The sequence below is a fragment of the Salipiger sp. PrR002 genome, from assembly GCF_010500775.1.
In the GTDB taxonomy this organism is placed as follows: Bacteria; Pseudomonadota; Alphaproteobacteria; order Rhodobacterales; family Rhodobacteraceae; genus Salipiger.
On the sequence record NZ_JAAGOU010000001.1, the window covers coordinates 277,712 to 299,568 of the forward strand.

At 66.1% G+C, this 21,857-nt stretch carries 22 protein-coding genes; 10 read left to right on the top strand and 12 right to left on the bottom strand.

Annotated features, from left to right (window positions below; all coding sequences use genetic code 11):
* Positions 1–8: 8 nt before the first annotated feature.
* From grxD to xth, 3 genes are all read right to left on the bottom strand, one after another.
* Positions 9–374: a Grx4 family monothiol glutaredoxin gene (grxD, locus tag G0A00_RS01365; protein WP_164179098.1), complete on the bottom strand. Its 366-nt coding sequence runs from the start codon at positions 372–374 to the stop codon at positions 9–11.
* 60 nt (positions 375–434) lie between these two features.
* Complete coding sequence (locus G0A00_RS01370) at positions 435–677, bottom strand: BolA/IbaG family iron-sulfur metabolism protein (RefSeq protein ID WP_066100688.1); 243 nt, start codon at positions 675–677, stop codon at positions 435–437.
* Positions 678–801: 124 nt separating this feature from the next.
* Positions 802–1,611 carry an exodeoxyribonuclease III gene (gene xth / locus G0A00_RS01375; RefSeq protein WP_066100685.1) on the bottom strand — a complete coding sequence of 270 codons (810 nt, stop codon included), beginning with the start codon at positions 1,609–1,611 and terminating at the stop codon, positions 802–804.
* Positions 1,612–1,929: 318 nt separating this feature from the next.
* Between xth and G0A00_RS01380 the strand changes: the two genes are divergently transcribed.
* From G0A00_RS01380 to G0A00_RS01410, 7 genes are all read left to right on the top strand, one after another.
* On the top strand, positions 1,930–2,337 hold the full coding sequence (locus G0A00_RS01380; protein ID WP_066100682.1) for a DUF6749 family protein: 408 nt from the start codon (positions 1,930–1,932) through the stop codon (positions 2,335–2,337).
* 75 nt (positions 2,338–2,412) lie between these two features.
* Entirely contained in the window at positions 2,413–3,504 is a 1,092-nt protein-coding gene (locus G0A00_RS01385; RefSeq protein ID WP_203595226.1) for a hypothetical protein, read from the top strand.
* Positions 3,501–4,388 carry a DMT family transporter gene (locus tag G0A00_RS01390; RefSeq protein ID WP_164179099.1) on the top strand — a complete coding sequence of 296 codons (888 nt, stop codon included), beginning with the start codon at positions 3,501–3,503 and terminating at the stop codon, positions 4,386–4,388. The genes G0A00_RS01385 and G0A00_RS01390 overlap by 4 nt, the downstream gene beginning before the upstream one ends.
* A 148-nt stretch (positions 4,389–4,536) precedes the next feature.
* Positions 4,537–7,215 (top strand): alanine--tRNA ligase, encoded by a 2,679-nt coding sequence (gene alaS, locus G0A00_RS01395; protein ID WP_164179100.1) that lies wholly within the window; start codon positions 4,537–4,539, stop codon positions 7,213–7,215.
* Between the two features lie 26 nt (positions 7,216–7,241).
* Positions 7,242–7,529: a DUF1330 domain-containing protein gene (locus G0A00_RS01400; RefSeq protein ID WP_164179101.1), complete on the top strand. Its 288-nt coding sequence runs from the start codon at positions 7,242–7,244 to the stop codon at positions 7,527–7,529.
* On the top strand, positions 7,529–7,816 hold the full coding sequence (locus tag G0A00_RS01405; protein ID WP_066100665.1) for a DUF1330 domain-containing protein: 288 nt from the start codon (positions 7,529–7,531) through the stop codon (positions 7,814–7,816). Before G0A00_RS01400 ends, G0A00_RS01405 begins: the two co-directional genes overlap by 1 nt.
* Before the next feature lie 4 nt (positions 7,817–7,820).
* The gene (locus tag G0A00_RS01410; RefSeq protein ID WP_164179102.1) at positions 7,821–8,285 is read left to right on the top strand and encodes an MOSC domain-containing protein; all 465 of its coding nucleotides are present in this window, start codon (positions 7,821–7,823) and stop codon (positions 8,283–8,285) included.
* Positions 8,286–8,472: 187 nt separating this feature from the next.
* Here G0A00_RS01410 and typA read toward each other — a convergent pair whose 3' ends face one another.
* Together typA and G0A00_RS01420 are read right to left on the bottom strand one after the other, a co-directional pair.
* Positions 8,473–10,290, bottom strand: a complete 1,818-nt coding sequence (typA, locus tag G0A00_RS01415; protein WP_164179103.1) for a translational GTPase TypA — start codon at positions 10,288–10,290, stop codon at positions 8,473–8,475.
* Between the two features lie 62 nt (positions 10,291–10,352).
* Entirely contained in the window at positions 10,353–10,682 is a 330-nt protein-coding gene (locus tag G0A00_RS01420) for an SMR family transporter (RefSeq protein WP_164179104.1), read from the bottom strand.
* Positions 10,683–10,858: 176 nt separating this feature from the next.
* Here G0A00_RS01420 and G0A00_RS01425 point away from each other — a divergent pair, with 176 nt between their 5' ends.
* Together G0A00_RS01425 and G0A00_RS01430 are read left to right on the top strand one after the other, a co-directional pair.
* Complete coding sequence (locus G0A00_RS01425; protein WP_235952894.1) at positions 10,859–11,536, top strand: cache domain-containing protein; 678 nt, start codon at positions 10,859–10,861, stop codon at positions 11,534–11,536.
* Complete coding sequence (locus G0A00_RS01430; RefSeq protein ID WP_368667649.1) at positions 11,533–13,287, top strand: methyl-accepting chemotaxis protein; 1,755 nt, start codon at positions 11,533–11,535, stop codon at positions 13,285–13,287. Before G0A00_RS01425 ends, G0A00_RS01430 begins: the two co-directional genes overlap by 4 nt.
* 100 nt (positions 13,288–13,387) lie before the next feature.
* Here the strand turns inward: G0A00_RS01430 and G0A00_RS01435 are convergent, their stop codons facing one another.
* The 4 genes from G0A00_RS01435 to tyrS all read right to left on the bottom strand — a co-directional run bounded on the left by G0A00_RS01435 (position 13,388) and on the right by tyrS (position 17,022).
* Positions 13,388–14,251 carry an ATPase gene (locus tag G0A00_RS01435; protein WP_164179105.1) on the bottom strand — a complete coding sequence of 288 codons (864 nt, stop codon included), beginning with the start codon at positions 14,249–14,251 and terminating at the stop codon, positions 13,388–13,390.
* Between the two features lie 66 nt (positions 14,252–14,317).
* Positions 14,318–15,172, bottom strand: a complete 855-nt coding sequence (locus G0A00_RS01440) for a DMT family transporter (protein WP_164179152.1) — start codon at positions 15,170–15,172, stop codon at positions 14,318–14,320.
* Between the two features lie 56 nt (positions 15,173–15,228).
* Positions 15,229–15,501 carry a putative quinol monooxygenase gene (locus G0A00_RS01445; RefSeq protein WP_164179106.1) on the bottom strand — a complete coding sequence of 91 codons (273 nt, stop codon included), beginning with the start codon at positions 15,499–15,501 and terminating at the stop codon, positions 15,229–15,231.
* A gap of 270 nt (positions 15,502–15,771) precedes the next feature.
* A complete protein-coding gene (gene tyrS / locus G0A00_RS01450; protein WP_164179107.1) occupies positions 15,772–17,022 on the bottom strand; it encodes a tyrosine--tRNA ligase in 1,251 nt (416 codons plus the stop codon).
* A gap of 97 nt (positions 17,023–17,119) precedes the next feature.
* On the opposite strand from tyrS, the gene G0A00_RS01455 reads away from it, so the two are divergent.
* Positions 17,120–18,205, top strand: a complete 1,086-nt coding sequence (locus G0A00_RS01455) for an anhydro-N-acetylmuramic acid kinase (protein ID WP_235952895.1) — start codon at positions 17,120–17,122, stop codon at positions 18,203–18,205.
* A gap of 114 nt (positions 18,206–18,319) precedes the next feature.
* On the opposite strand, the gene guaA is transcribed toward G0A00_RS01455, so the two are convergent.
* From guaA to G0A00_RS01470, 3 genes are all read right to left on the bottom strand, one after another.
* Positions 18,320–19,885 carry a glutamine-hydrolyzing GMP synthase gene (guaA, locus tag G0A00_RS01460; RefSeq protein WP_164179109.1) on the bottom strand — a complete coding sequence of 522 codons (1,566 nt, stop codon included), beginning with the start codon at positions 19,883–19,885 and terminating at the stop codon, positions 18,320–18,322.
* 171 nt (positions 19,886–20,056) lie between these two features.
* Positions 20,057–21,067, bottom strand: a complete 1,011-nt coding sequence (locus tag G0A00_RS26480) for a delta-class carbonic anhydrase (protein ID WP_235956740.1) — start codon at positions 21,065–21,067, stop codon at positions 20,057–20,059.
* A gap of 134 nt (positions 21,068–21,201) precedes the next feature.
* Positions 21,202–21,822: a DUF2270 domain-containing protein gene (locus tag G0A00_RS01470; protein WP_235956741.1), complete on the bottom strand. Its 621-nt coding sequence runs from the start codon at positions 21,820–21,822 to the stop codon at positions 21,202–21,204.
* Between the last annotated feature and the right edge of the window lie 35 nt (positions 21,823–21,857).

Below are 21,857 nucleotides of genomic sequence, written 5' to 3' on the forward strand. Positions count from 1 at the left end.
GCCCGTTCTCAGCCGTTGGCTTCGCGGATCTTGTCGGCGGCGTCCTTGTCGTAGGTCACGCCGCTCTGCTCGAAGAGGCTGTCGAGTTCGCCCGAGAGGGTCATCTCGGTGATGATGTCGCAGCCGCCGACGAACTCGCCCTTCACATAGAGCTGGGGGATCGTCGGCCAGTCCGAGTAATCCTTGATGCCCTGACGGATCGCGTCATCGGCCAGCACGTTCACGTCGAGATATTCGACGCCCATGTAGTTGAGCACACCGGCCACGCGGCTGGAAAAGCCGCACTGGGGCATGGTCTTGGTGCCCTTCATATAGAGCACCACGTCGTTGGCTTTCACCGTCTCTTCGATCTGGGTGGTCGCTTCGGTCGTCATCTCTGTCTCCTGTCTGCGCGCGCCAAGGTGCTGCGGCACGGGCACGCGGCGTGGAATGGTTTAGTCCGGGGCTTTGGTGGTGAGCGCCAGCGCGTGCAACTCGCCATGGTTGCCGTCCATCTTGCCCTTCAGCGCGGCATAGACGGCGCGTTGCTGCTGCACGCGGTTCTGGCCGCGGAAGCTTTCGTCGATGACCTCGGCGGCGTAGTGATTGCCGTCGCCTGCAAGGTCGGTGATGGTGACTTTGGCCTCGGGAAAGGCGGCGCGGATGAGCTGCTCGATCTCCGTCGCTTCGATTGCCATGTGGGTGGACTCCGCTGTCTGACTGTTCTACTCAGATGTAAGACGGGCGCCGCGCGGGTGCAAGCACGGCCCGTCGCTTGGCACGGCGCCGGAAGCGCCGTGTTTCAAAGGGACTGCGTTTTGCTCAGAGCGCCAGCTCGACCCAGACCGGCACGTGGTCCGAGGGCTTGTCGCGGCCACGGATGTCACGGTCGATGCCGCAGTCGAGCATCAGGTCGGCGCAGGCGGGGGTCATCAGCACGTGGTCGATGCGGATGCCGTTGTTCCGTTGCCATGCGCCCGCCTGATAGTCCCAGAAGGAATAATGCCCCGGCCCCTGCACGCGGGCGCGGAACGCCTCGGTGAAGCCGAGGTTGAGAATGCGGCGGAAGGCGTCGCGGCTCTGCTGCAGATAAAGCGCGTCCTTCTCCCAGGCCTGCGGCTTGGCGGCATCCTCGGCCTGCGGGATGATGTTGTAATCGCCTGCCATCAGGGCCGGGGTCTCATCGGCCAGAAGCTGCTCTGCGCGGGCGTGCAGCCGGTCCATCCAGTCCAGCTTGTAGCCGTATTTGCCATCCCGGATCGGCTGGCCCTCGGCGTCGAACTCCACCGGGTTGCCGTTGGGCAGGTAGAGCCCGCAAAGCCGCACGGCCTCTTTCTCGCCCACCACGGTGGCCTCGATCCAGCGCGCCTGTTCGTCGCTGTCATCGCCCGGCAGGCCGCGGCGCACATCCTCGAGCGGGTGCTTCGAGAGGATCGCGACGCCGTTGAAGCCCTTCTGACCGTGGGTCTCGACGTTATAGCCGCGCTCCTCGATCAACTCGCGCGGGAAGGCCTCGTCGACCGACTTGATCTCCTGCAGCAGCGCGACATCGGGCTGTGCCTCGTCGAGCCAGTCGGTCAGCGCGCCGATGCGTGCCTTGATGCCGTTGATGTTGAAGGTGGCGATCTTCATCTGGGGCCCTCCGGAAGTTGCGCAACCTATCGCTCAAAGCCGACTCGGGGACAAGGGCGAGGGGGGGTGATTCCATCAGATTCGCCCTCGCAGCGAATCGAATTTCCGGGTTTTCATGACGCAAGGGAAAGCATCCCCAGAAAAATTATTTCTGTGGGCAAGTCGTATTGTTACGAAAAGCAGTGTCACTAGCGTCGATTGTTTCTGTGAGCAACTCCGGTATAATTCAACCCTGACAAGAAACTATATTGCCCGAAGCAAGTTTCCCGGGAAACCCTGAAGCACGATTTCAGTGCGTATCCAACCAGGGAGTTTTCCATGACCGCTCTGCAAAAGACTTTTGTTGCCCCCGAAACCCATGTTTCCAACGAGGCCGATCTCTTCTCGGGTGAGGGCTGCGCGCTCTTCACCTCCGGCGCGGCGCCGATGGCGCAGGCCGACGCCCTGAGCGGCGAAGGGCTCGAGATGTTCACCTCCGGTGCCAGCCCGGTTCGGGCCGAGCTTGCGGCGGGCGAGGGCGTTGCGCTCTTCACCTCCGGCGCAGCGCCGCAGATGTCCGAGACCGCCACCGGCGACGCGGTGGAGCTGTTCACCTCGGGTGCGGGTCCGGTGCGCGCCGAGGCGCTGCGCGGCGAAGCCACCGCGCTTTTCACCTCGGGCGCTGCGCCGCTGCGTTCGGAAACCGCAGCAGGCGAGGCGACGGGGCTCTTCACCTCGGGCGCCTAAGGTCCTGATCTGCTCGCGCGGGCGCCCGGAAAAGGCGCCCGCATGACGTTTCCCGTTTCAAGAAGGGTCGCCGTTATGACCGTGCACGCGCCTCTCTCCACCTCCGGCAATGTCATCGCCTTTCCCGCGCGCCAAGCCGCCCTCTCTGCGACTGAGGGCGCCGCGTCCCTGCTGCAGTGTTTCGCCCGGCACCGGCGCCGCGAGGAGGATGTGTTCTGGCTCAAAGAGAATGCCGAGTTGCTGAACATCCTCGAATGCACAGGGGCCGAGGTGGCGCCGCAGGCGCTTGAGGTGCTTGAGACGTTCTACACGGGTGCCGAGGCGCGCTTGGCCTTCTTTCCGCAATATTACCGCTTCCTTCTGTCCATCGTGCTCGATCTCGAAGACCTCGGGATGCCGGGAGAGAGCGGCGCACGCATGGCCCAGAGCATTGCTGACCATGATCTTCCCGATGCCGAACTGTCGGACCTGCAGCGGATGGAGGCCCGGCGTCTGCTGGCGCGGCGCGACATTGCCTGCGCTGGCGCTGATGCGGGGCTGGAAGACCGGCTGCGCGACTTTTGCGCCCGCTCGCGCGGCTTCGCGCTTCCCAACAAGAAAGCCGCCTATGAGCTGACCCATGTGGTCTTTTATCTCAGTGAGTATGGCCGCCGCGATCCGCAGCTTCCGGCCGAGGCGCTAACCAGCCTGCAATTTGCCGGCAATCTGGCTTATCTGGAGCAGAACTCCGACCTGCTGTCCGAGATTTGCATCGCGCTGCGCTATGCCGGGCAGGTGCCGCCCGTGCTCTGGACGCTCTGGCTGGACCGGCAATTGCGCGGCTTTGCTCTCGAGGAAGGGCCGCAGCTTTCGCTGCAGGACGATTACCATGATTTTCTGGTCTGCAACTGGCAGGCCGCTGTGGCAGGAGGCGCGGCGTTTGAGATCCCCGCCGGTGCAGGCCGCAGACAATTCCTGCGCGGCACGCCGCAGGGCGCCCCGCTGCGCGAGTTGTCGCAGGCGCTTTACGGGCTGGGTGCGCAGCGCTGCGCCGACTGGCAGGTGATGCGCCGCCGGATGAATGGGGCGCTGTCGCCGCAGGTGCTGGGTCTGCTCGACACGATGGCCGAGGGCTCGGAGCATTTCGATGCGTTCTTCGAGGGCTTTGCCCGGGCAGGCCAGCGATGAGCGGGCTGCGTCCGGCTCTGCTCGGAGCGGCGCTCGTCGCGCTATATACCGCGCTCATCGCCGCTGCGGATGGGATCACCAAGCTGATCGCGGGCGGCTATGAGGCACCGCAGCTTTTCGCGCTTTCCTCTGGGCTGGTGCTGATCATCACCGGACTGAGCGCACGGCGGCAGGGCGGTCTGCGCGCGGCGCTGTCGATCCGCTGCCGCAGGGTGATGGCGCTTCGCGCGGCGCTGACCGTGGTCGCGGCGATCGGCTTCTTTCAGGCCTTCCGCCTGCTGCCCTTTGCCGACGTGTTCCTCTTTATCGGGCTGATGCCGCTCTTTGCCGCCGCACTGTCGGGTCCGGCGCTTGGCGAGCCGGTGCGTCCGGCGGCGTGGCTGGCGCTTGGCGCCGGGGCCGGGGGCATCCTCTTTTTGCTGCCCGAGGGCAGCGTGGCGCTGGATGCGGGCCATGGCTGGGCGCTGCTGGCCTCGCTGACCGGCACGGCGTCGATGGTGGCCGCGCGCCGCATCGCCAAGGAAGAGCGCAAGCCGCTGGCGCAGGTGTTCTGGCCGAACCTCGCCCTGGCGCTGAGCATGGGCGCGGTGCTGCCCTTCGTCTGGCACCCCATGCCGCTGGCCGATGTGCTGTGGGTGGCGGGCTATGCGGTGTTCCTTTTTGGCGCGCGCTTCGTCTCGGTCGAGGCGCTGCGGCTGCTGCCCGCCTTCGTCGCGACGCCGCTGATGAACCTGCAGTTCGTATGGATGGTGGTCATCGGCTTCTTTGGCTTCGGCGAGTTGCCGACGCTGGGCGCTCTGCTCGGCACGGCGCTGGTGGTGGGCTCGGGCCTGTGGCTGGTGGCGGATGAGGCGATGCCCGCTCGGGCGGTGCGGCGGGCGTAGGCTCAGAGTGCCAGCGCGCATGTAGGATGACGGTGGTCGGGCAGGTGCCTGATCGCCGTCCACGCTTTTCGCGGGCGGCTTATGGACAGGGCGGGGTTGGAGATATACACCCGTCCGGAACCCGCAGACGAGGCGCAAGAGAACACCCATGCCCACGCTGAACGACATTCGCTCGACGTTTCTAAACTACTTCGCCAAGCAGGGCCACGAGATCGTCCCCTCGAGCCCGCTTGTTCCCCGCAACGACCCCACGCTCATGTTCACCAACTCCGGGATGGTTCAGTTCAAGAACCTGTTCACCGGCGTCGAACATCGCGACTACAAGCGGGCCACCACCGCGCAGAAATGCGTGCGTGCCGGTGGCAAGCACAATGACCTCGACAACGTGGGCTACACTGCGCGCCACCACACGTTCTTCGAGATGATGGGGAACTTCTCCTTTGGGGATTACTTCAAGTCCGAGGCGATCCCCTTCGCTTGGGAGCTGATCACCAAAGAGCTCGACATTCCCAAGGAACGGCTTCTGGTCACCGTCTATCACACCGATGACGAGGCCGCCGACATCTGGAAGAAAGTGGCGGGCCTGTCCGACGACCGGATCATCCGCATCCCGACGAACGACAACTTCTGGATGATGGGCCCGACCGGTCCCTGCGGCCCCTGCACCGAGATCTTCTTTGACCACGGCGAGAAATACTGGGGTGGCCCTCCGGGATCGCCCGAGGAAGACGGCGACCGTTTCGTCGAGATCTGGAACCTCGTCTTCATGCAGAACGAGCAGTTCGAAGACGGCTCCATGCGCGCGCTCGACATGCAGTCGATCGACACCGGCATGGGCATCGAGCGGGTTGCGGCGCTGCTTCAGGGCACCAATGACAACTACGCCACCGACCTCATCCGCTCGCTGATCGAGGCGTCGGCCGATGCCACGTCGACCGATCCCGACGGTCCGGGCAAGACCCACCACCGGGTGATCGCCGACCACCTGCGCTCGACCTCCTTCCTGATCGCCGATGGCGTGATGCCTTCCAACGATGGCCGCGGCTACGTGCTGCGCCGGATCATGCGCCGCGCCATGCGCCACGCGCATATGCTGGGCTCGAAGGATCCGGTCATGCACCGGCTGGTGCCGGCGCTGGTGCGCCAGATGGGCGCCGCCTATCCCGAACTGGTGCGCGCGCAGGCGTTGATCGAAGAGACGCTGAAGCTCGAGGAAACCCGCTTCAAGCAGACGCTCGACCGCGGCCTCAAGCTGCTCGACGACGAACTTGTCGGTCTTGGCGACGGTGCCAAGCTGCCCGGCGAGGCGGCGTTCAAGCTCTATGACACCTATGGCTTCCCGCTCGATCTGACGCAGGACGCCCTGCGCGAGCGTGGCCGCGAGGTCGACACCGAGGGCTTCGACAAGTCCATGGCCGAGCAAAAGGCCAAGGCGCGCGCCGCATGGTCCGGCTCGGGCGAGGCCGCCGATCTGGCGATCTGGTTCGACATCGCCGAAGAGAAGGGCGCCACCGATTTCCTCGGCTATGACACCGAAACCGCCGAGGGTCAGATCCTCGCGCTGGTCAAGGACGGCAAGGCCGTGGGTGCGCTGGCGGCGGGCGAGAGCGGCTGGGTGGTGCTGAACCAGACCCCGTTCTATGGCGAAAGCGGCGGTCAGGTGGGCGACACCGGCTGGCTGCGCCGCCTCGAGAATGAGGACGATCAGGCCGAGGTCACCGAGACGCAGAAACTGGCGGGCGGCAAGATCACCGGCCATATGGTCACGGTCAAATCCGGCACCTTCTCGAAAGGGGACGCGCTGGGTCTTGAGGTGGATCACAAGCGCCGCGGCAAGATCCGCGCCAACCACTCGGCGACCCACCTGCTGCACGAGGCGCTGCGCCGCGCGCTTGGCGATCACGTCGCACAGCGCGGCTCGCTCAACGCGCCCGAGCGTCTGCGCTTCGATTTCTCGCATACCAAGGCGCTGACGCCCGAGGAAGTGGCGAAGGTCGAGACCGAGGTGAACGCCTTCATCCGCCAGAACTCGGCGGTGAGCACCCGCATCATGACCCCCGACGACGCCCGCGCCATCGGCGCACAGGCGCTCTTTGGCGAGAAATACGGTGACGAGGTGCGCGTGGTCTCCATGGGCACGCTGGCTGGCTCGGGCAAGGGCTCGGACGGGCAGACCTACTCGCTGGAGCTTTGCGGCGGCACCCATGTCGCCCAGACCGGCGACATCGGCATGTTCGCCCTGACCTCGGAGACCGCATCTTCGGCAGGCGTGCGCCGCATCGAGGCGCTGACCGGCGAGGCCGCCATGGCCGAGCTTCGTGGCCGCGATAAAGCGCTCTCGGGTATCGAAGCGCTGCTCAAGGTCTCGGGCGCGGATGCGGTGACCCGCGTCGCCGCGCTGCTCGACGAGCGCCGCAAGCTGGAAAACGAAGTGGCCCAGCTGCGCCGTGATCTCGCCATGGCCGGTGGGGCTGGGCAGGGCGGCGGTGCCGAGGCGCGCGAGGTGAACGGCAAGAAGTTCGTCGGCCAAGTGCTCTCGGGCGTCTCGGGCAAGGACCTGCCGCCGCTCATCGACGAGCATAAATCGCGGCTCGGCTCGGGCGTGGTGCTGCTGATCGCCGACACCGGCGGCAAAGTGGCCGTCGCGGCAGGCGTGACCGAGGATCTGACGGGCTCTGTCTCGGCGGTCGATGTGGTCAAGGCGGCGGTTGCGGCGCTTGGCGGCAAGGGCGGCGGTGGCCGTCCCGATCTCGCCCAAGGCGGTGCCAAGGACGCGGCGCAGGCCGACGCGGCGATCGCCGCAGCCGAGGCCGTGCTGGCGGGCTGAGCGAACCCCGAGGGAGGAGGACCCACATGACTGCCTACGTTATCGCGCGCATCGATGTGACCGATTACGAGGATTACGCCGTCTATGCCGGCCAAACCATTGCGCTCGCCGAGAAATTCGGCGGGCGCTTTATTGTGAAGGGCGGCCCGCAAAGCTTTGTCGAAGGCGATGGGCCGGGCCGTCACGTGATCATCGAGTTTCCCAGCCGCATCGCCGCCGAGCGCTGGTACAACTCGCCCGAATACCAGCGGATCCTGCCCATTGCCCTGAGGGCCTCGAAACGGGATCTCGTCATCGTCGAAGGAATGAACTGATGCCCGCACTCTGGATCGCCCATGTCACCGTCACGGACGAAGAGGCCTATGGCAAATATGCCAAGCTGGCGGGTCCGGCGATTGCCGCGCATGGCGGGCAGTTCATCGCCCGCGGCGGGCGCTTCGTGCAGCTCGAGGGCAAGGAACGCCCGCGCAATGTCGTGGCGAAATTCCCCTCGGTCGAGGCGGCAGAGACCTGCTATCACTCGCCCGAGTACCAAGAGGCCCTGAGCCACGCGCGCGGCGCCTCCGAGCGCGAGCTGCTGATCGTCGAAACCTCCGAATGACCCGGTGAGCCTCAAGGCTCTTCTGGAAACCCATCACGCGCCGGGCCGGCTCGATTGGATCGGCCTGCGCGCCGAGCGCCTTGCGCCGCTGCGCTCTGTGCCCGAGGCGCTGATCTCCGAAGCCGGGCTGGGGGGCGACCATGGCCGCCCCGGCAAACGCGCGGTCACGCTCATTCAGGCCGAGCATCTGCCGGTCATCGCCGCGCTCTGCGGCCATGAGACGCTGGCCCCCGAGGTGCTGCGCCGGAACCTCGCCATCTCTGGCATCAACCTCTCGGCCCTGCGCGGGCGGGAGGTGACGCTCGGCGAGGCGCGCCTGCGCTTCACCACGGTGTGCGCGCCCTGCTCGCGGATGGAAAAGGCGCTGGGGCAGGGCGGTTACAACGCCATGCGCGGCCATGGCGGATGGTGCGCCGAGGTGATCCACCCCGGCGCGATCCGCATCGGGGACCGCCTGTCGCCCGTCTGAGCGCCGCCGCCGCACCTCCCGAAACATCCCAAAAAGAAAAGAGCGGCCCCCGAAAGGACCGCTCTGCATCTTCTTCTCTTTGAAAATACGCCGGGGGTGCGGGGGCTGGCCCCCGCCTAGTCCAGGGTGCGGGGGCTGGCCCCCGCTTGATCCCGTGCGCGGGGGCTGGCCCCCGCGGCGCTTCGGCTTACTGGCTGCGCGACTGGCGCTTGCGCTCGTGCGGGTCGAGGTAGCGCTTGCGCAGACGGATCGCGTTCGGCGTCACTTCCACCAGCTCGTCGTCGTTGATGTAGGCGATGGCCTCTTCCAGCGACAGGGTGATCGGCGTGGTCAGGCGGACCGCTTCGTCGGTGCCCGAGGCCCGCACGTTGGTCAGCTTCTTGCCTTTCAGCGGGTTCACTTCGAGATCGTTGTCACGGCTGTGCTCGCCGATGATCATGCCCTGATAGACCGGTGCCTGCGCGCCGAGGAACATCTTGCCACGGTCCTCGAGGTTCCACAGCGCATAGGCCACAGCCTCGCCGTTCTCCATCGAGATCAGCACGCCCGCGCGGCGGCCTTCGATCGGGCCCTTATGCGGGGTCCAGCCGTGGAACACGCGGTTCAGCACGCCGGTGCCGCGGGTGTCGGTGAGGAACTCGCCGTGGTAGCCGATGAGACCGCGCGACGGCACATGGCCGACGATGCGGGTCTTGCCGGCGCCGGCGGGTTTCATCTCGACCAGCTCGCCCTTGCGCGGACCGGTGAGCTTTTCGATCACCGCGCCGGTGTATTCGTCATCCACGTCGATGGTGACTTCCTCGACCGGCTCCATGCGCTGGCCGTCTTCTTCCTTCATGATCACCTGCGGACGCGAGATGCTGAGCTCAAAGCCCTCGCGGCGCATGTTCTCGATGAGAACGCCCATCTGCAGTTCGCCGCGGCCCGACACTTCGAAGGCCTCGCCGCCGGGGGTGTCGGCGATCTTGATCGCCACGTTGCCTTCGGCTTCTTTCATTAGGCGCTCGCGGATCACGCGCGACTGCACTTTCTTGCCGTCACGGCCAGCCAGCGGGCTGTCGTTGATGCCGAAGGTCACGGTGATGGTGGGCGGGTCGATCGGCTGTGCGTCAAGCGGCTCGTCCACGGCGAGGGCACAGATCGTGTCGGCCACGGTCGCCTTGGTCATCCCTGCGAGCGAGACGATGTCGCCGGCCAGACCCTCGTCGATGTCGGCCTGCGCGAGGCCACGGAAGGCCTGCACGCGGGTGACGCGGAACTGCTCGATCTTCTGGCCGATGCGGCTGATCGCCTGCACGGTCTGGCCCACCTTGACGCGGCCGCTCTCGATGCGGCCGGTCAGCAGACGGCCCACGAAGGGGTCGCTGCCCAGCGTGGTCGCCAGCATGCGGAAATCTTCGTCCTGATGCTTGATCTGCTTGGGGGCGGGGACGTGGTTCACGATCAGGTTGAACAGCGCCGAGAGGTCCTTGCGCGGCCCGTCGAGCTCGGCATCGGCCCAGCCGTTGCGGCCCGAGGCGTACATATGCGGGAAGTCCAGCTGGTCTTCGTCCGCGCCCAGCGAGGCGAAGAGGTCAAAGCACTCGTCGAGCGCGCGGTCGGGCTCGGCGTCGGGCTTGTCGACCTTGTTCAGAACGACGATCGGGCGCAGGCCGAGGGCGAGCGCCTTGGAGGTCACGAATTTGGTCTGCGGCATCGGGCCTTCGGCCGCGTCCACCAGCAGCACAACGCCGTCGACCATGCTCAGAATACGCTCCACCTCGCCGCCGAAATCGGCGTGACCGGGGGTGTCGACGATGTTGATGCGGGTGTCTTTCCACTCCACCGAGGTCGGCTTGGCGAAGATGGTGATGCCGCGCTCGCGTTCGAGATCGTTGCTGTCCATGGCGCGCTCGGCCACGGCTTGGTTCTCGCGGAACGCGCCGGACTGTTTGAGCAGCTCGTCCACAAGCGTGGTCTTGCCATGGTCAACGTGTGCGATGATCGCGATATTGCGCAGGTCCATAGGAATGCCTTTGAAGGGAGGTTTGCGCGCGGGTTATCCGCGCAGGCGACAAAAAGCCAGCCCTAATGCGGCGAGGCGCCGGAAAACAGGTGAATCACGAGGATCCCGGCAACAATCAGCCCCATTCCGAGGATCGCCGCGAGGTCCAGCTTCTGCCCGAAGGCGACCAGCCCGATGATCGAGATGAAGACGATCCCAAGCCCCGACCACATGGCATAGGCCAGCCCCACGGGCATGGCGCGCAGCACCATCGCCAGCAGGTAGAAGGCCGCGGCATAGGCGACCACGACGATCACCGAGGGCAGCGGGCGGGTGAATTGCTGGCTCGCCTGCAGGGCGGCGGTGCCGATGGTCTCGGCCAGCACGGCGAAGGCAAGGATCACATAGGTCATGACGGTCTCCGAAGGGCTCTCGCCCCCCTTCTGGCCCGGCGCGGACGCCGCTGCAAGCTGGTGCAGGCGGGGGAAAGCCGATGGAATATCGGGGCAAATATGCGGTGCGTCTTAACCCGACGTGAGGAAATCGGGCTTAGAGCAGGGGATATGCCCCTTGCCTGCGGAGGTCTGACATGATCGGCACAGCCGACGGTTTCCCAAAGATTTCAAGTGATCACGCCACGACGTCGCGTCCCCTCGGGGGGCGGCCTCGGGCGCCGCATGGCGCATTGGCTGTCGGTGCGCTGTCGCTCGCCTGCCTTTGCTCCGGCCTCTGCAGCGGCGCGGCGCGGGCGCAGCAGGTGGACGCCGGTGCTTTGCAGGCCGCGATCGAGGCGCAGGTCACGCCATTGCTGACCGATCCTCAGATCCTTCATGCGCTGACCGAGCAGAACGCCGTGACATCGGGCTATGATGCGGCGCAGATCGATGCGCTCGACGCGCGCTGGCGGGCCGAGATCGGCGCGGCGGAGACACCGACAATCGCCGCGGTGCTGGAAAATCCGGTGTCGCAGATGCTTATGGCCCGCGCCTATTCGTCTCACGGTTTGATCACCGAAGTCTTCGTCATGGATGGGCGGGGCCTCAATGTGGCGATGTCCCATGTCACTTCGGACTGTTGGCAGGGCGACGAGGCAAAATTCCTTGAAACCGTCCCGCAGGGCGCGGGCGCGCTGCATGTGGGCGATGTGGAATTCGACGAATCGAGCCAGCACTACCTCGTTCAGGTCTCCATGACGATTTCCGATCCTGACAGCGGCGCGCCTCTGGGCGCACTGACGGCGGGGCTCAACGCGGAGATGCTGCAGTGAAGGTGCGGGCCGCCGGCATTGCCGGGAAGATCGGAACGCTGCGCCTGTTTCCAGGCTCGGTCTTCTTCAAAGTTGCAGGGCTGGTGGTGCTTGCAACGCTTGTGGTCGCCAGCCTTCTGGCATGGCAGGCGTGGCGCCTGGGAGATCGCGTGACCGCGCTGGGGATCGCGGCCACGGCGCGCCAGTCAATCGACTCGGCGGCGGGCACATTGCTGCCTGCGATCCGTTTTGGTGACGCAGAGCGGGTCGAGGCGCTTCTAGCCGAACATCTCGAGGCCAGCGGCCCTGATCTTTTGGGCGGGTTGGTCATCTCCGCCAGTGGGGAGATTCTCGCTCAAGTTGGCGATTTGGGGCCCCTCCTGCCCGAGCTTGAGGCGCTGGCGCGCGAGGCGCTCGAAAGCGGCACGAGGCAGGGGAATACGCAGGGCCATATGGTCGCCGTCCCGGAACGTCTGTCGCCCGAGGGCGCACCCGTGGCCGCCGTTGCCGAGGTCTGGAGTGATGCGGGTCTTCGCGCCGCCACGGTCTGGGACCGACAGCTCATGCTGCTCACCGGGGCAGGCAGCCTTGCGGTGATGCTGCTGGTGTCGCTCCTTTGGTTGCGCCGCGTGGTGCTGCGCCCTCTGGCAACGCTGCAACAGGCCATGTCACGGGTGGCGGCAGGGGCCTATGACGTCGAACTGTCGATGCACGGGCGGCGCGATGAGTTTGGCGATCTGGCGCGGCATCTTGCGGATCTGACCGAAACGCTGGGTCGGGGCCGCGATGCTCAGGAGGCGCGGGGGCGCGCGCATGAGGCGCAGAACCGCGTGGTGCGCCATCTCAGCGAGGCGCTGAACGAACTGGCTGAAGGCTCGCTCGAACACAGCATTCGGGAAGAATTCCCCGACGAATACGAAGAATTGCGCGGCAATTACAATCGCGCGGTCGACAGCCTGCGCGCCGCGATGACCGAGGTGAATGCAGGCGCGCTTAATATCCATGGCAGCGCCGAAGAGATCGCCAAAGCCTCTGACGATCTGTCCCGCCGCACCGAGACGCAGGCCGCGACACTCGAGCAGACCGCCGCCGCGCTTGACCAGATGCTCTCCAGCGTGCGCGACGCGGCGCAATCGGCCCGTGATGCGGAAAACAGCGTTCAGACCGCTTCGAAACTGGCCGATCAAAACGGCGAGGTGATGCGCTCGGCGGTCGAAGCCATGGGCGGGATCGAGCGCAGCTCGCAGCAGATCAACGAGATCATCGGGGTGATCGACGACATCGCCTTCCAGACCAATCTTCTGGCCCTCAACGCCGGGGTCGAGGCCGCGCGTGCGGGATCTTCCGGCAAGGGCTTTGCGGTTGTCGCCTCCGAGGTGCGCGCGCTGGCGCAGCGCAGCTCCGACGCGGCGCAGCAGATCAAGACGCTGATCAGCGGCTCTGCCGATCGGGTGCGCGACGGGGTGGAACTGGTGGAACGCTCTGGCGAGGCGCTGAGCGAAGTGGTGGCGCAGGTCGGTCAGATCTCGGCGCTCGTCAGCAATATCGCCGGGGTCGCTTCGGAACAGGCCCAAGGGCTGACCGAGATCAACACCGGCGTCAGCAACCTTGATCGGGTCACCCAGCAGAATGCTGCCATGGTCGAGCAGAGCACGGCGGCCGCGCATATGCTGCGCGGCGACGCGGGCAAACTCTCGCATCTCATTCAGGGGTTCCGGCTTGGCGTTCCGACCGGGCAGCAGGTGGGGCGGCAGGACAATGCCGCTGCGTGACCTCAGGGTTGGGGGCATTGGGACATCGGGGTCCCGAGGATCTCGGTCTAATGCGCCGCCTCATGCACCCCGCGCCACGAAGAAGCCCTGCGCCGGTGGTTCAGCCCCGCGCCGCGAGCGCCTGTGCAACCACCTCGGTGAAATCCGCTTCGTCCCGGACCGTCGCCATATCGGCGGCCTCGACCGTGACGCCCCAGTTCCGCGCCATCGCCTCATAGCGCGGCTGCCGGTGCGCCAAGGCCCGCGCGTAGGTCCAGCGAATGAAGTCGTCAGGGTCCACGGCGCTTTCGGCGAGCCCTTTCTCGTCAAGGTAGGCCGTCCACGCACTTGCGAGGAATTCGGGCTGATAGGCCATCGGCTTCGGGGCGCGATCGAAGCGGCGCACCAACTCCTCGGTATGCGCCTCGCTGCCGCGAATCCAGATCATCAACGCCTGCCGCGACAATTCGGTCAGGATCGGGTCCGCCGGGTTCTCGGCATCCACCCATTCGCAGATCGACCCGCCGGTGTCGCAGATGAAATGCGGGTAGCCGTAAAGCTGCTGCGCGCGTTCGATAAAATAGCCAGTATCAAGCAAGGCTTGCTCTTCCGCGCGGCGGAACTGTTCCTGCCGCAGGCGGTAGCTGTCCATGGCAAGGCCGCCGCGCGCGGGATCACCGGGTTTGCCCAGATAGGTGGAGACGGGCGTGAGGTTCTCGAAGGTGATGTTCGAGCCGATGTAGATCGAGTCCGACAGAAGAAGCTCGCGCAGGAACGGGTTCTTCATCGCCTCGGCCTTGGCGTTGTCGGCGATATATTCGCCCATGTAACGCGTGCCGATGCGGTAATCGATCGAATAGTGGAACCAATCCCCCGACTGCCGCAGCATCGACGAGACATGGGTCTTCCCAAGCCCCGACATGGCAAAGAGCACCACGTGCTTGCGGGGCGCGTCGCGCCACTCGGCGGCGGTGTTATACAGCATTCTTCGGCTCTCCATTCGTCCGCCCCGACAGGTACTTGCGCGCGCGGGCGGCGTCAAATCCCACGATCAGCCGTGCGGCGCCGATATGCGGCGGGCGGCGCGGGTCTCGCGCAGGATATTGGCGTAATTGGCGGCGAAAATGATCGCCGCCCCCAGCAGCACCCAAGGGTCGAGCGGCTCGGCATAGAGCAGCATGCCGACGATGGCGATCACCGGCAGCCGGGTGAAATCGATCGGCATGACCACCGAGGCGGGCGCGAGGCCAAGCGCGGTGGTCAGGCAGTAATGCGCGCAAAGCCCGGCAAGGCCGATGACCACCACGCCGGGCCATGCGGCGGCGGAGGGCAGGGCGATCTGCCCGTCATAGCCCGCGCAGATGAGGCCCATCACCGCCTGCGTCACCGTCAGCCAGAAGAGGATGCACAGCGTGCTTTCGCTGCGGGTCAGTTTGCGGGTGTAGATCGCCGATCCGGCAAAACCGATGGCCGCCCCGGCCGCGGCGAAAATCCCCGGCGAAAGCGTTTCGGGCGAAGGCCGGGTGACGATCAGAATGCCGAGAAAACCGATCAGCGCGGCTCCGGCGCGCGGCCATGTGAGCCGCTCGCCCAGCACCAGCGGCGCCAGCAGCAGCGCCCAGATCGGTCCGGTGAATTCCAGCGCAAAGACCTGCGCCAGCGGGATCACGGTGATCGCATAGAGCCATAGGTTCTGCCCGGTGAAATGGCACAGGTTGCGGGTGATCTGCGTGCCGATATGGCGCGTGGTGATGGTCTTGCGCCGACCAGTGCCGATTACCACGGCGCTGACGATGGTGACGCCGATCAGCGAGCGGTAGAGCATGATCTCGAAGGTATCGAGGCCGGAGCTCACATAGCGTCCGGCCACCGCCATGGCGCTGAACGAGATGATCGAGCCGATCATCCACAGCGCGGCCCTCGGCACCGCGCTCGGCGCGGCGCTGGCGGCGAGCGGCGCGCTCACAGGTCGGCCACGTCGTAGTCGCGGGGCAGATCGCCGGTGACGCGGAACCAGTCGCTGGCGCGGGTGCGCGCCTGATGCGCGTCAAAGGCGGCGCGGTTCAGGAAAAGCTCGGAGACCTCGAACACACCGGGATCGGTTTCTCGAAGCTCGAAAAAGACGCAGCCCGGCTCTTCGCGGCTGAGGCGAATGTGCTCGGGCATGGCGGCGCGCACGGCATCGGCGCGGTCTTCGGGGGCGGTCATCGTGCCGGTCAGTTGCACCGCGCTCATCGGGTCGGTCCACCCTGCGCGTGGCAGCGCATCGCGCCACCGATAAAACCGGAACTTTTACCGGACTGTTTACCGGGCTGTGTGATAGTCTTGGTCATGGGGTCCTCTCGCGGCGCGAGACTGGCCCGGCGCCGCGTCGGGGGCAAGACCCGATCTGCAGGGCGATGCAGCGCGGCCACGGTTTCGGGCAACGGACGGCATCGCCCCTTAACCGAAAAGGGGCAGCGCCCGCGGCGCCGCCCCTCGATCATTGCGCGGAAAAGCCAGGGCTCAGCCCAGCTTCACCAGCGCGTGGCGCTTCTTGCCCGCCGAGAGCTTCACCGGCGCGGCCAGCTTGCCCGCGTCCAGCATCAGCCCGGCGTCGGTCAGCGGCGCGTCATCCATGCGCGCGCCATTCTCGGCGATCAGGCGCTTGGCCTCCTTGCCCGATTTGGCAAGGCCCGCGCGCACGATCACCTGCACGATGGAAATGCCGTCGCCGATCTCTTCAGCGGTAAGCTCCAGCGTCGGCAGGTCATCCCCGACGCCGCCCTTTTCGAAGACCTCGCGCGCGGTCGCCTCGGCGGCGGCGGCGGCCTCGGCCCCGTGGCACAGCGTGGTCACCTCATTGGCGAGGATGATCTTGGCCTCGTTGATCTCCGAGCCCTGCAGCGATCCCAGCCGCTCGCATTCCTCGACCGGCAGCTCGGTGTAGAGCTTGAGGAAGCGGCCGGTGTCGGCGTCGGTGGTGTTGCGCCAGAACTGCCAGAACTCGTAGGGCGAGAGCATGTCGGCGTTGAGCCACATGGCGCCGCCCTGGCTCTTGCCCATCTTGCGGCCGTCCGAGGTGGTCAGCAGCGGCGAGGTGAGACCATAAATCTCATTGTCGAGCACCCGCCGGGTCAGGTCGATGCCGTTGACGATATTGCCCCATTGGTCCGAGCCGCCCATCTGCAGAACGCAGCCATAGCGACGGTTCAGCTCAAGGAAGTCATAGGCCTGCAGGATCATGTAGTTAAACTCGAGGAACGACAGCGACTGCTCGCGGTCGAGGCGCGATTTCACGCTCTCGAAGCTCAGCATGCGGTTCACCGAGAAGTGCCGCCCGATGTCGCGCAGGAACTCCAGGTAGTTGAGCCCGTCGAGCCATTCGGCGTTGTTGAGCATCAGCGCGTCGGTCTCGCCGCCGCCGTATTGCAGGTATTTCGCGAAGACCTGCTTCATGCCCTCGATATTGGCGTCGATCTGCTCCGGCCCGAGCAGCGGGCGCTCGTCCGAGCGGAACGAGGGGTCGCCCACCTTGGTGGTGCCGCCGCCCATCAGGGTGATCGGCTTGTGCCCGGTTTTCTGCAGCCAGCGCAGCATCATAATGTTGAGCAAATGGCCCACATGCAGCGATTTGGCCGTCGCGTCATAGCCGATATACGCAGTGACCACGCCTTTGCTCAGCGCCTCGTCGAGGCCCTGATAATCGGTGCAGTCGGCCAGATAGCCGCGCTCGATCATGACGCGCATGAAGTCCGATTTGGGATGGTAGGTCATCGCGGATCCCTTCTATAGTTCGACCGTTCCTATAAGCGCGGGGAAGGCGAAGGTGAAGGGCAAGTTGGGTGCACGCTCCGTTTGGGCACTTGGGTGTATGTCGGGGACCTCTCTCGATGGGGTCGACGCGGCGCTGATCCGCACCGATGGCGCTGAAATCCATGAGTTTGGGCGCACGGGCTATCGGCCCTATTCCGAGGCCGAGCGGTCCGTGCTGCGCGCGGCGCTCGGGTGCTGGCCGGTCGAGGAGAACGCCGAGGTTCTGGCCGCGGCGCTCGATGTGACGCAGCGCGCGCATATCGAGCTTTTGTCGCAGTTCCCCGAGGCCGAGCTGGTGGGCTTTCATGGCCAGACGCTGGCGCATGAGCCGCAGGGCCGTGGCACGCATCAATTGGGCGACGGCGGAGCACTGGCCGAGGCGCTGGATCGCGACGTGGTGTGGGATTTCCGCTCTGCCGATGTGGCGCTGGGGGGCGAGGGCGCGCCGCTTGCGCCCTTCTATCATTTCGCCTGTGCCAAGAAGATCGGGGCAACCCGGCCCGTCGCCTTCCTCAACCTCGGCGGCGTCGGCAACCTCACGTGGGTCGATCCGCGCAAAGCCTCGCCCGAAGCGCCCGGCGCGCTCTTGGCCTTTGACACCGGGCCCGCGAATGCGCCGATCAACGATCTGGTGGGCGAGCGGCTTGGGCTCGACTGCGACCGCGACGGGCAGCTGGCCGCGAAGGGCGAGGTGGTCGATGGCGCGCTGGAGCTGTTCCTCGAAGAGGGGTTCTTTCGCCGCATGCCGCCCAAATCCCTCGATCGGGATGATTTCTCGCTGATGCTCGATCTGGTGCGCGAGCTGTCCGACGCCGATGCCGCCGCGACGATGACAGCGATGGCCGCCGCCGCGGTGATGCAAGGCATGGAGCATTGCCCGATCCCGCCCGAGCGGCTGCTGGTCACTGGCGGCGGGCGCCACAACCCGGTGATGATGGCGATGCTGTCGGCCGGGCTCGACTGCCCGGTGGTGCCGGTGGAAGAGGCCGGGCTCGACGGCGACATGCTCGAAGCGCAGGCCTTCGGCTTTCTGGCGGTGCGCGTGGCGCAGGGCTGGCCGACCTCCGGGCCTTCGACCACGGGTGTCGCCGCGCCGGTGGGCGGCGGGCAGGTGGCGCGCGTGGGCTCGCTGGTCGCGGGCTGACCGGAAGCCTGGCCGGAAGCGCCGGATTTTCGCAGGCGGCACTCCCGCCAAGCAGCCGCCAAGCAGCCGCAAAGCAAAAGGCCGGGGCGAACCCCGGCCTTTCTTTATGTCAGATCATTCCCACTCGATCGTGCCCGGAGGCTTCGAGGTGATGTCATAGGTGCAGCGGTTGATGCCCTTCACCTCGTTGATGATCCGCGTCGCGGTCTCGCCAAGGAACTCATGGCTGAACGGGTAGTAATCCGCCGTCATCCCGTCGACCGAGGTCACCGCACGCAGCGCGCAGGCATAGTCGTAGGTGCGGCCATCGCCCATCACGCCCACGGTGCGCACCGGCAGAATCGCCACGAAGGCCTGCCAGATCTCGTCATAGAGGCCATGCTTGCGGATCTGGTCGATATAGACCGCATCCGCCTTGCGCAGGATGTCGAGCTTTTCGCGGGTGATCTCGCCGGGGCAGCGGATCGCCAGACCCGGACCGGGGAAGGGGTGGCGGCCAATGAAGCTGGCGGGCAGGCCAAGCTCGTGACCCAGCACGCGGACCTCGTCCTTGAAGAGCTCGCGCAGCGGCTCGACCAGCTTGAGGCCCATCTTCTCCGGCAGGCCGCCCACGTTGTGGTGCGACTTGATGGTGACCGACGGGCCGCCCGAGAAGCTGACGCTCTCGATCACGTCGGGATAAAGCGTGCCCTGCGCGAGGAACTGCGCGCCCTCGATGCCGTCGGCGTATTTCTGGAACACGTCGATGAACAGCTTGCCGATGATCTTGCGCTTGGTCTCGGGGTCGGAGACGCCCTCAAGCTCGCCAAGGAACAGATCCTGCTCCTGCGCGTGGATCACCGAGAGGTTCATGTGATCGCGGAACATCGCGACGACCTCGTCGGCCTCGTTGAGGCGCAAGAGCCCGTGGTCGACGAAGACGCAGGTCAGCTGCTCGCCGATCGCCTCATGCAGCAGCGCGGCGGTGACCGAGCTGTCGACGCCGCCCGAAAGCGCGCAGATCACCTTGGCGTCGCCCACCTGCTCGCGGATCTGGCGCACGGCCTCTTCGCGGTAGGCATCCATCGTCCAGTCGCCGGTGAAGCCGGCTTCCTTGATGAAGTTTTCGTAAAGCGTCTTGCCGTTGGGCGTGTGGTGCACCTCGGGGTGGAACTGCACGGCGTAGAACTTGCGCTCGGGGTCGGCGGTCACCGCGAAGGGCGCGCCGGGCGAGGTGGCGAACACCTTGAAGCCCGGGGCAATTTCCGAGACGTGGTCGCCGTGGCTCATCCACACCTGCTCGCGGCCGGTGCCGTCGAGGAACCAGCCCGACATCAGGTCGAGGCGGTCGTCGTTCGGGGTCACATAGGCGCGGCCGAACTCTGCGGTGTGGCTCTGGCCGGCTTCGACCTTGCCGCCGAGGTCATGCATCATGACCTGCTGGCCATAGCAGATGCCGAGGATCGGCACGCCGAGGTCATAGGCGGATTTGGGCGGGCGAGGCGAGCCCTCGCGCGTCACGCTGTCGGGGCCACCGGAGAAGACGATGGCCTTGGGGGCGAACTCCTTCAGAAAGTCGTCGGTGACGTTCTGATAGGGGTGGATCTCGCAGTAGACGTTCAGCTCACGCAGGCGCCGCGCGATAAGCTGCGTCACCTGGCTACCGAAGTCGATGATGAGGAGGCGATCATGCTGGGTCATGCGGCTGCTTTAGGCGGGCGGCGCGCAACGCGCAAGAGGCTGGGTGCGGCCTGAAGGGATTTGCCGCATTTCCAAGGCGGATCGCGCCCGCTGATACCCGCATCGGCGGGGGATTGGCAGGCTTTGCCGGGTCTTGTTCGCCAGCCTCTGCGCGCGGGCATCCGTCGCGGTTCACTCGATCTGGCTGAGCAGCGCCGGGGCGGTCACCAGTCTGCGCACGCCATGGCTGTGGGTTTCTTCAAAGACATTGCCCATGCCCGCCCATGCGTCGAGGGTCGAAATGTCGAGCCGGGCACAGCGGGGCCGGACCGACCAAGTGACCTGCAGCGGCGAGCAGACCTGTTGGCTGTAGCTGGGGCCGGTGGTGGAGCCGCGGAACACCACCGGCGCGCCGGTGCCGGTGGGCAGACCGCGCGCCTGATAGCGCCCCTCGCGCAGGGTGCCGAAATAGATGAAGTCGCGAAAATCCAGCGCGTTGGGGTCGTTCACCACCAAAAAGACCTGCGATTCCACCCGCAGCTCTGGGTTCGAGCAGGCATCCGAGAGGCAGGATCCCAGCCCGGGGCCGGGCGCGACCGCGCAGGAGGAATAGACCCAATGCACTTCGATCGTGTCGCCGGGCTCCACCCCTTCAAAGCGCGCGGGGCTGCCATGCGGGCGCGTCAGTTCGGCGTCGGAAAGCCCCTGCGAGCCCGCGCATTTGAAGCCGCCATTCTCTCCCGGACCGGCGTAGATCGAGAAGCCGGGGCCGAGGTGTTCGGCATTGGTGTGGGTGTGGATGTTGCACAGGTTCATCTCTTCGGGCGGCGGGGCGAGGGTGAAACCGGCGGGGTTGAGCCCGTGCCGGTTGCCGATGTCGCGCGGTGTCTGCGGGCCGAAGCCCTGACAGAGCGCGCCGCTTTCCTCGGGGATCGGTGCAGCATGTCCGCCGCTCTGTCCGCCGCTCTGGTCCACGCCCGGGCCGAGCGCATGGCCGCCTGCAGCGCTGTGTTCAGACCCCTGCGCTGCCGTCTGGCTGCCCCCCTGCGCAGCGGCATGGGAGGGCGCCGCGCTTCCGTGCCCGTCGCTATGACCGGTGCCATGCGCCGCAGGCGGATAGGTGACCTTTGCCTCAGCCGATGCTTCGAGCGGGTGCAGCGCCGCAGCGAGGGCGAGCAGCAGGCCATGCAATCCGCGGTGCATCTGGCAAAACCGAGGTGCAAGGCGTCCCTCCTGAGCTTTTGCTGCGTGTTCCATTGCGCGCCTCCTCGGTGTCTGCGGGCCATTATGCGCGTTGGTTGTGCCCCGGGAGGTCTGAACCGGGGCTTAATCGCCGCTCAGTAGATCGCGTCTGGCTGGGGAATATCGTTTTGAATTTGATCTTTCCGATCGAGCTGCCAGCTCCAGAGCGCCAGCGCCGCAAAGCTGGCCGCGTAGATCAGCCCGCCGAAGGCCATGACCGCGCCGGACACCGACCCGACGGCTGCACGATCCAGCGCCTCCTGCAGCGATGTCACGCTGAAAGGATGCACGGTGATCTTGCCCACAAAGGCGAGGATCTGGATCAGCATGATCCAGAAATAGCAGCGGCGGATTCGTCGCCCCATGGCGTGCAGATAGCTGATGCGGAACACCGGGCGGCGGTAATCGCTGCGCAAGTCCTGCGCCCAGAGATCGGAGCCCGCGGCGGCGCCCAGCATCGGGCCGTAGAAATTCATCTCCATATTGCGGAAACGGCGGCGCCAGAGATCGCAGTAGCGATAGCGCCGCGCCTCCAGCGTCAGGAAAAAGAGGTTCAGAATGCCCACCAGCACCAGCGGCAGCGGCGAGGCGTCGGGGGCGGCATAGGCGATCGACAGCGCGACCCCCAGCGTCACCACCGCCCAGTTGGTCGTGGTGTCGAGCCGGGTGCGCCAGATCGAGCAGCGGTAGACCTCGCTGCGGTAGAGATGCGCCAATGCGCCGATTTCGGCGCTGCCAAGCGGTCGCGGCT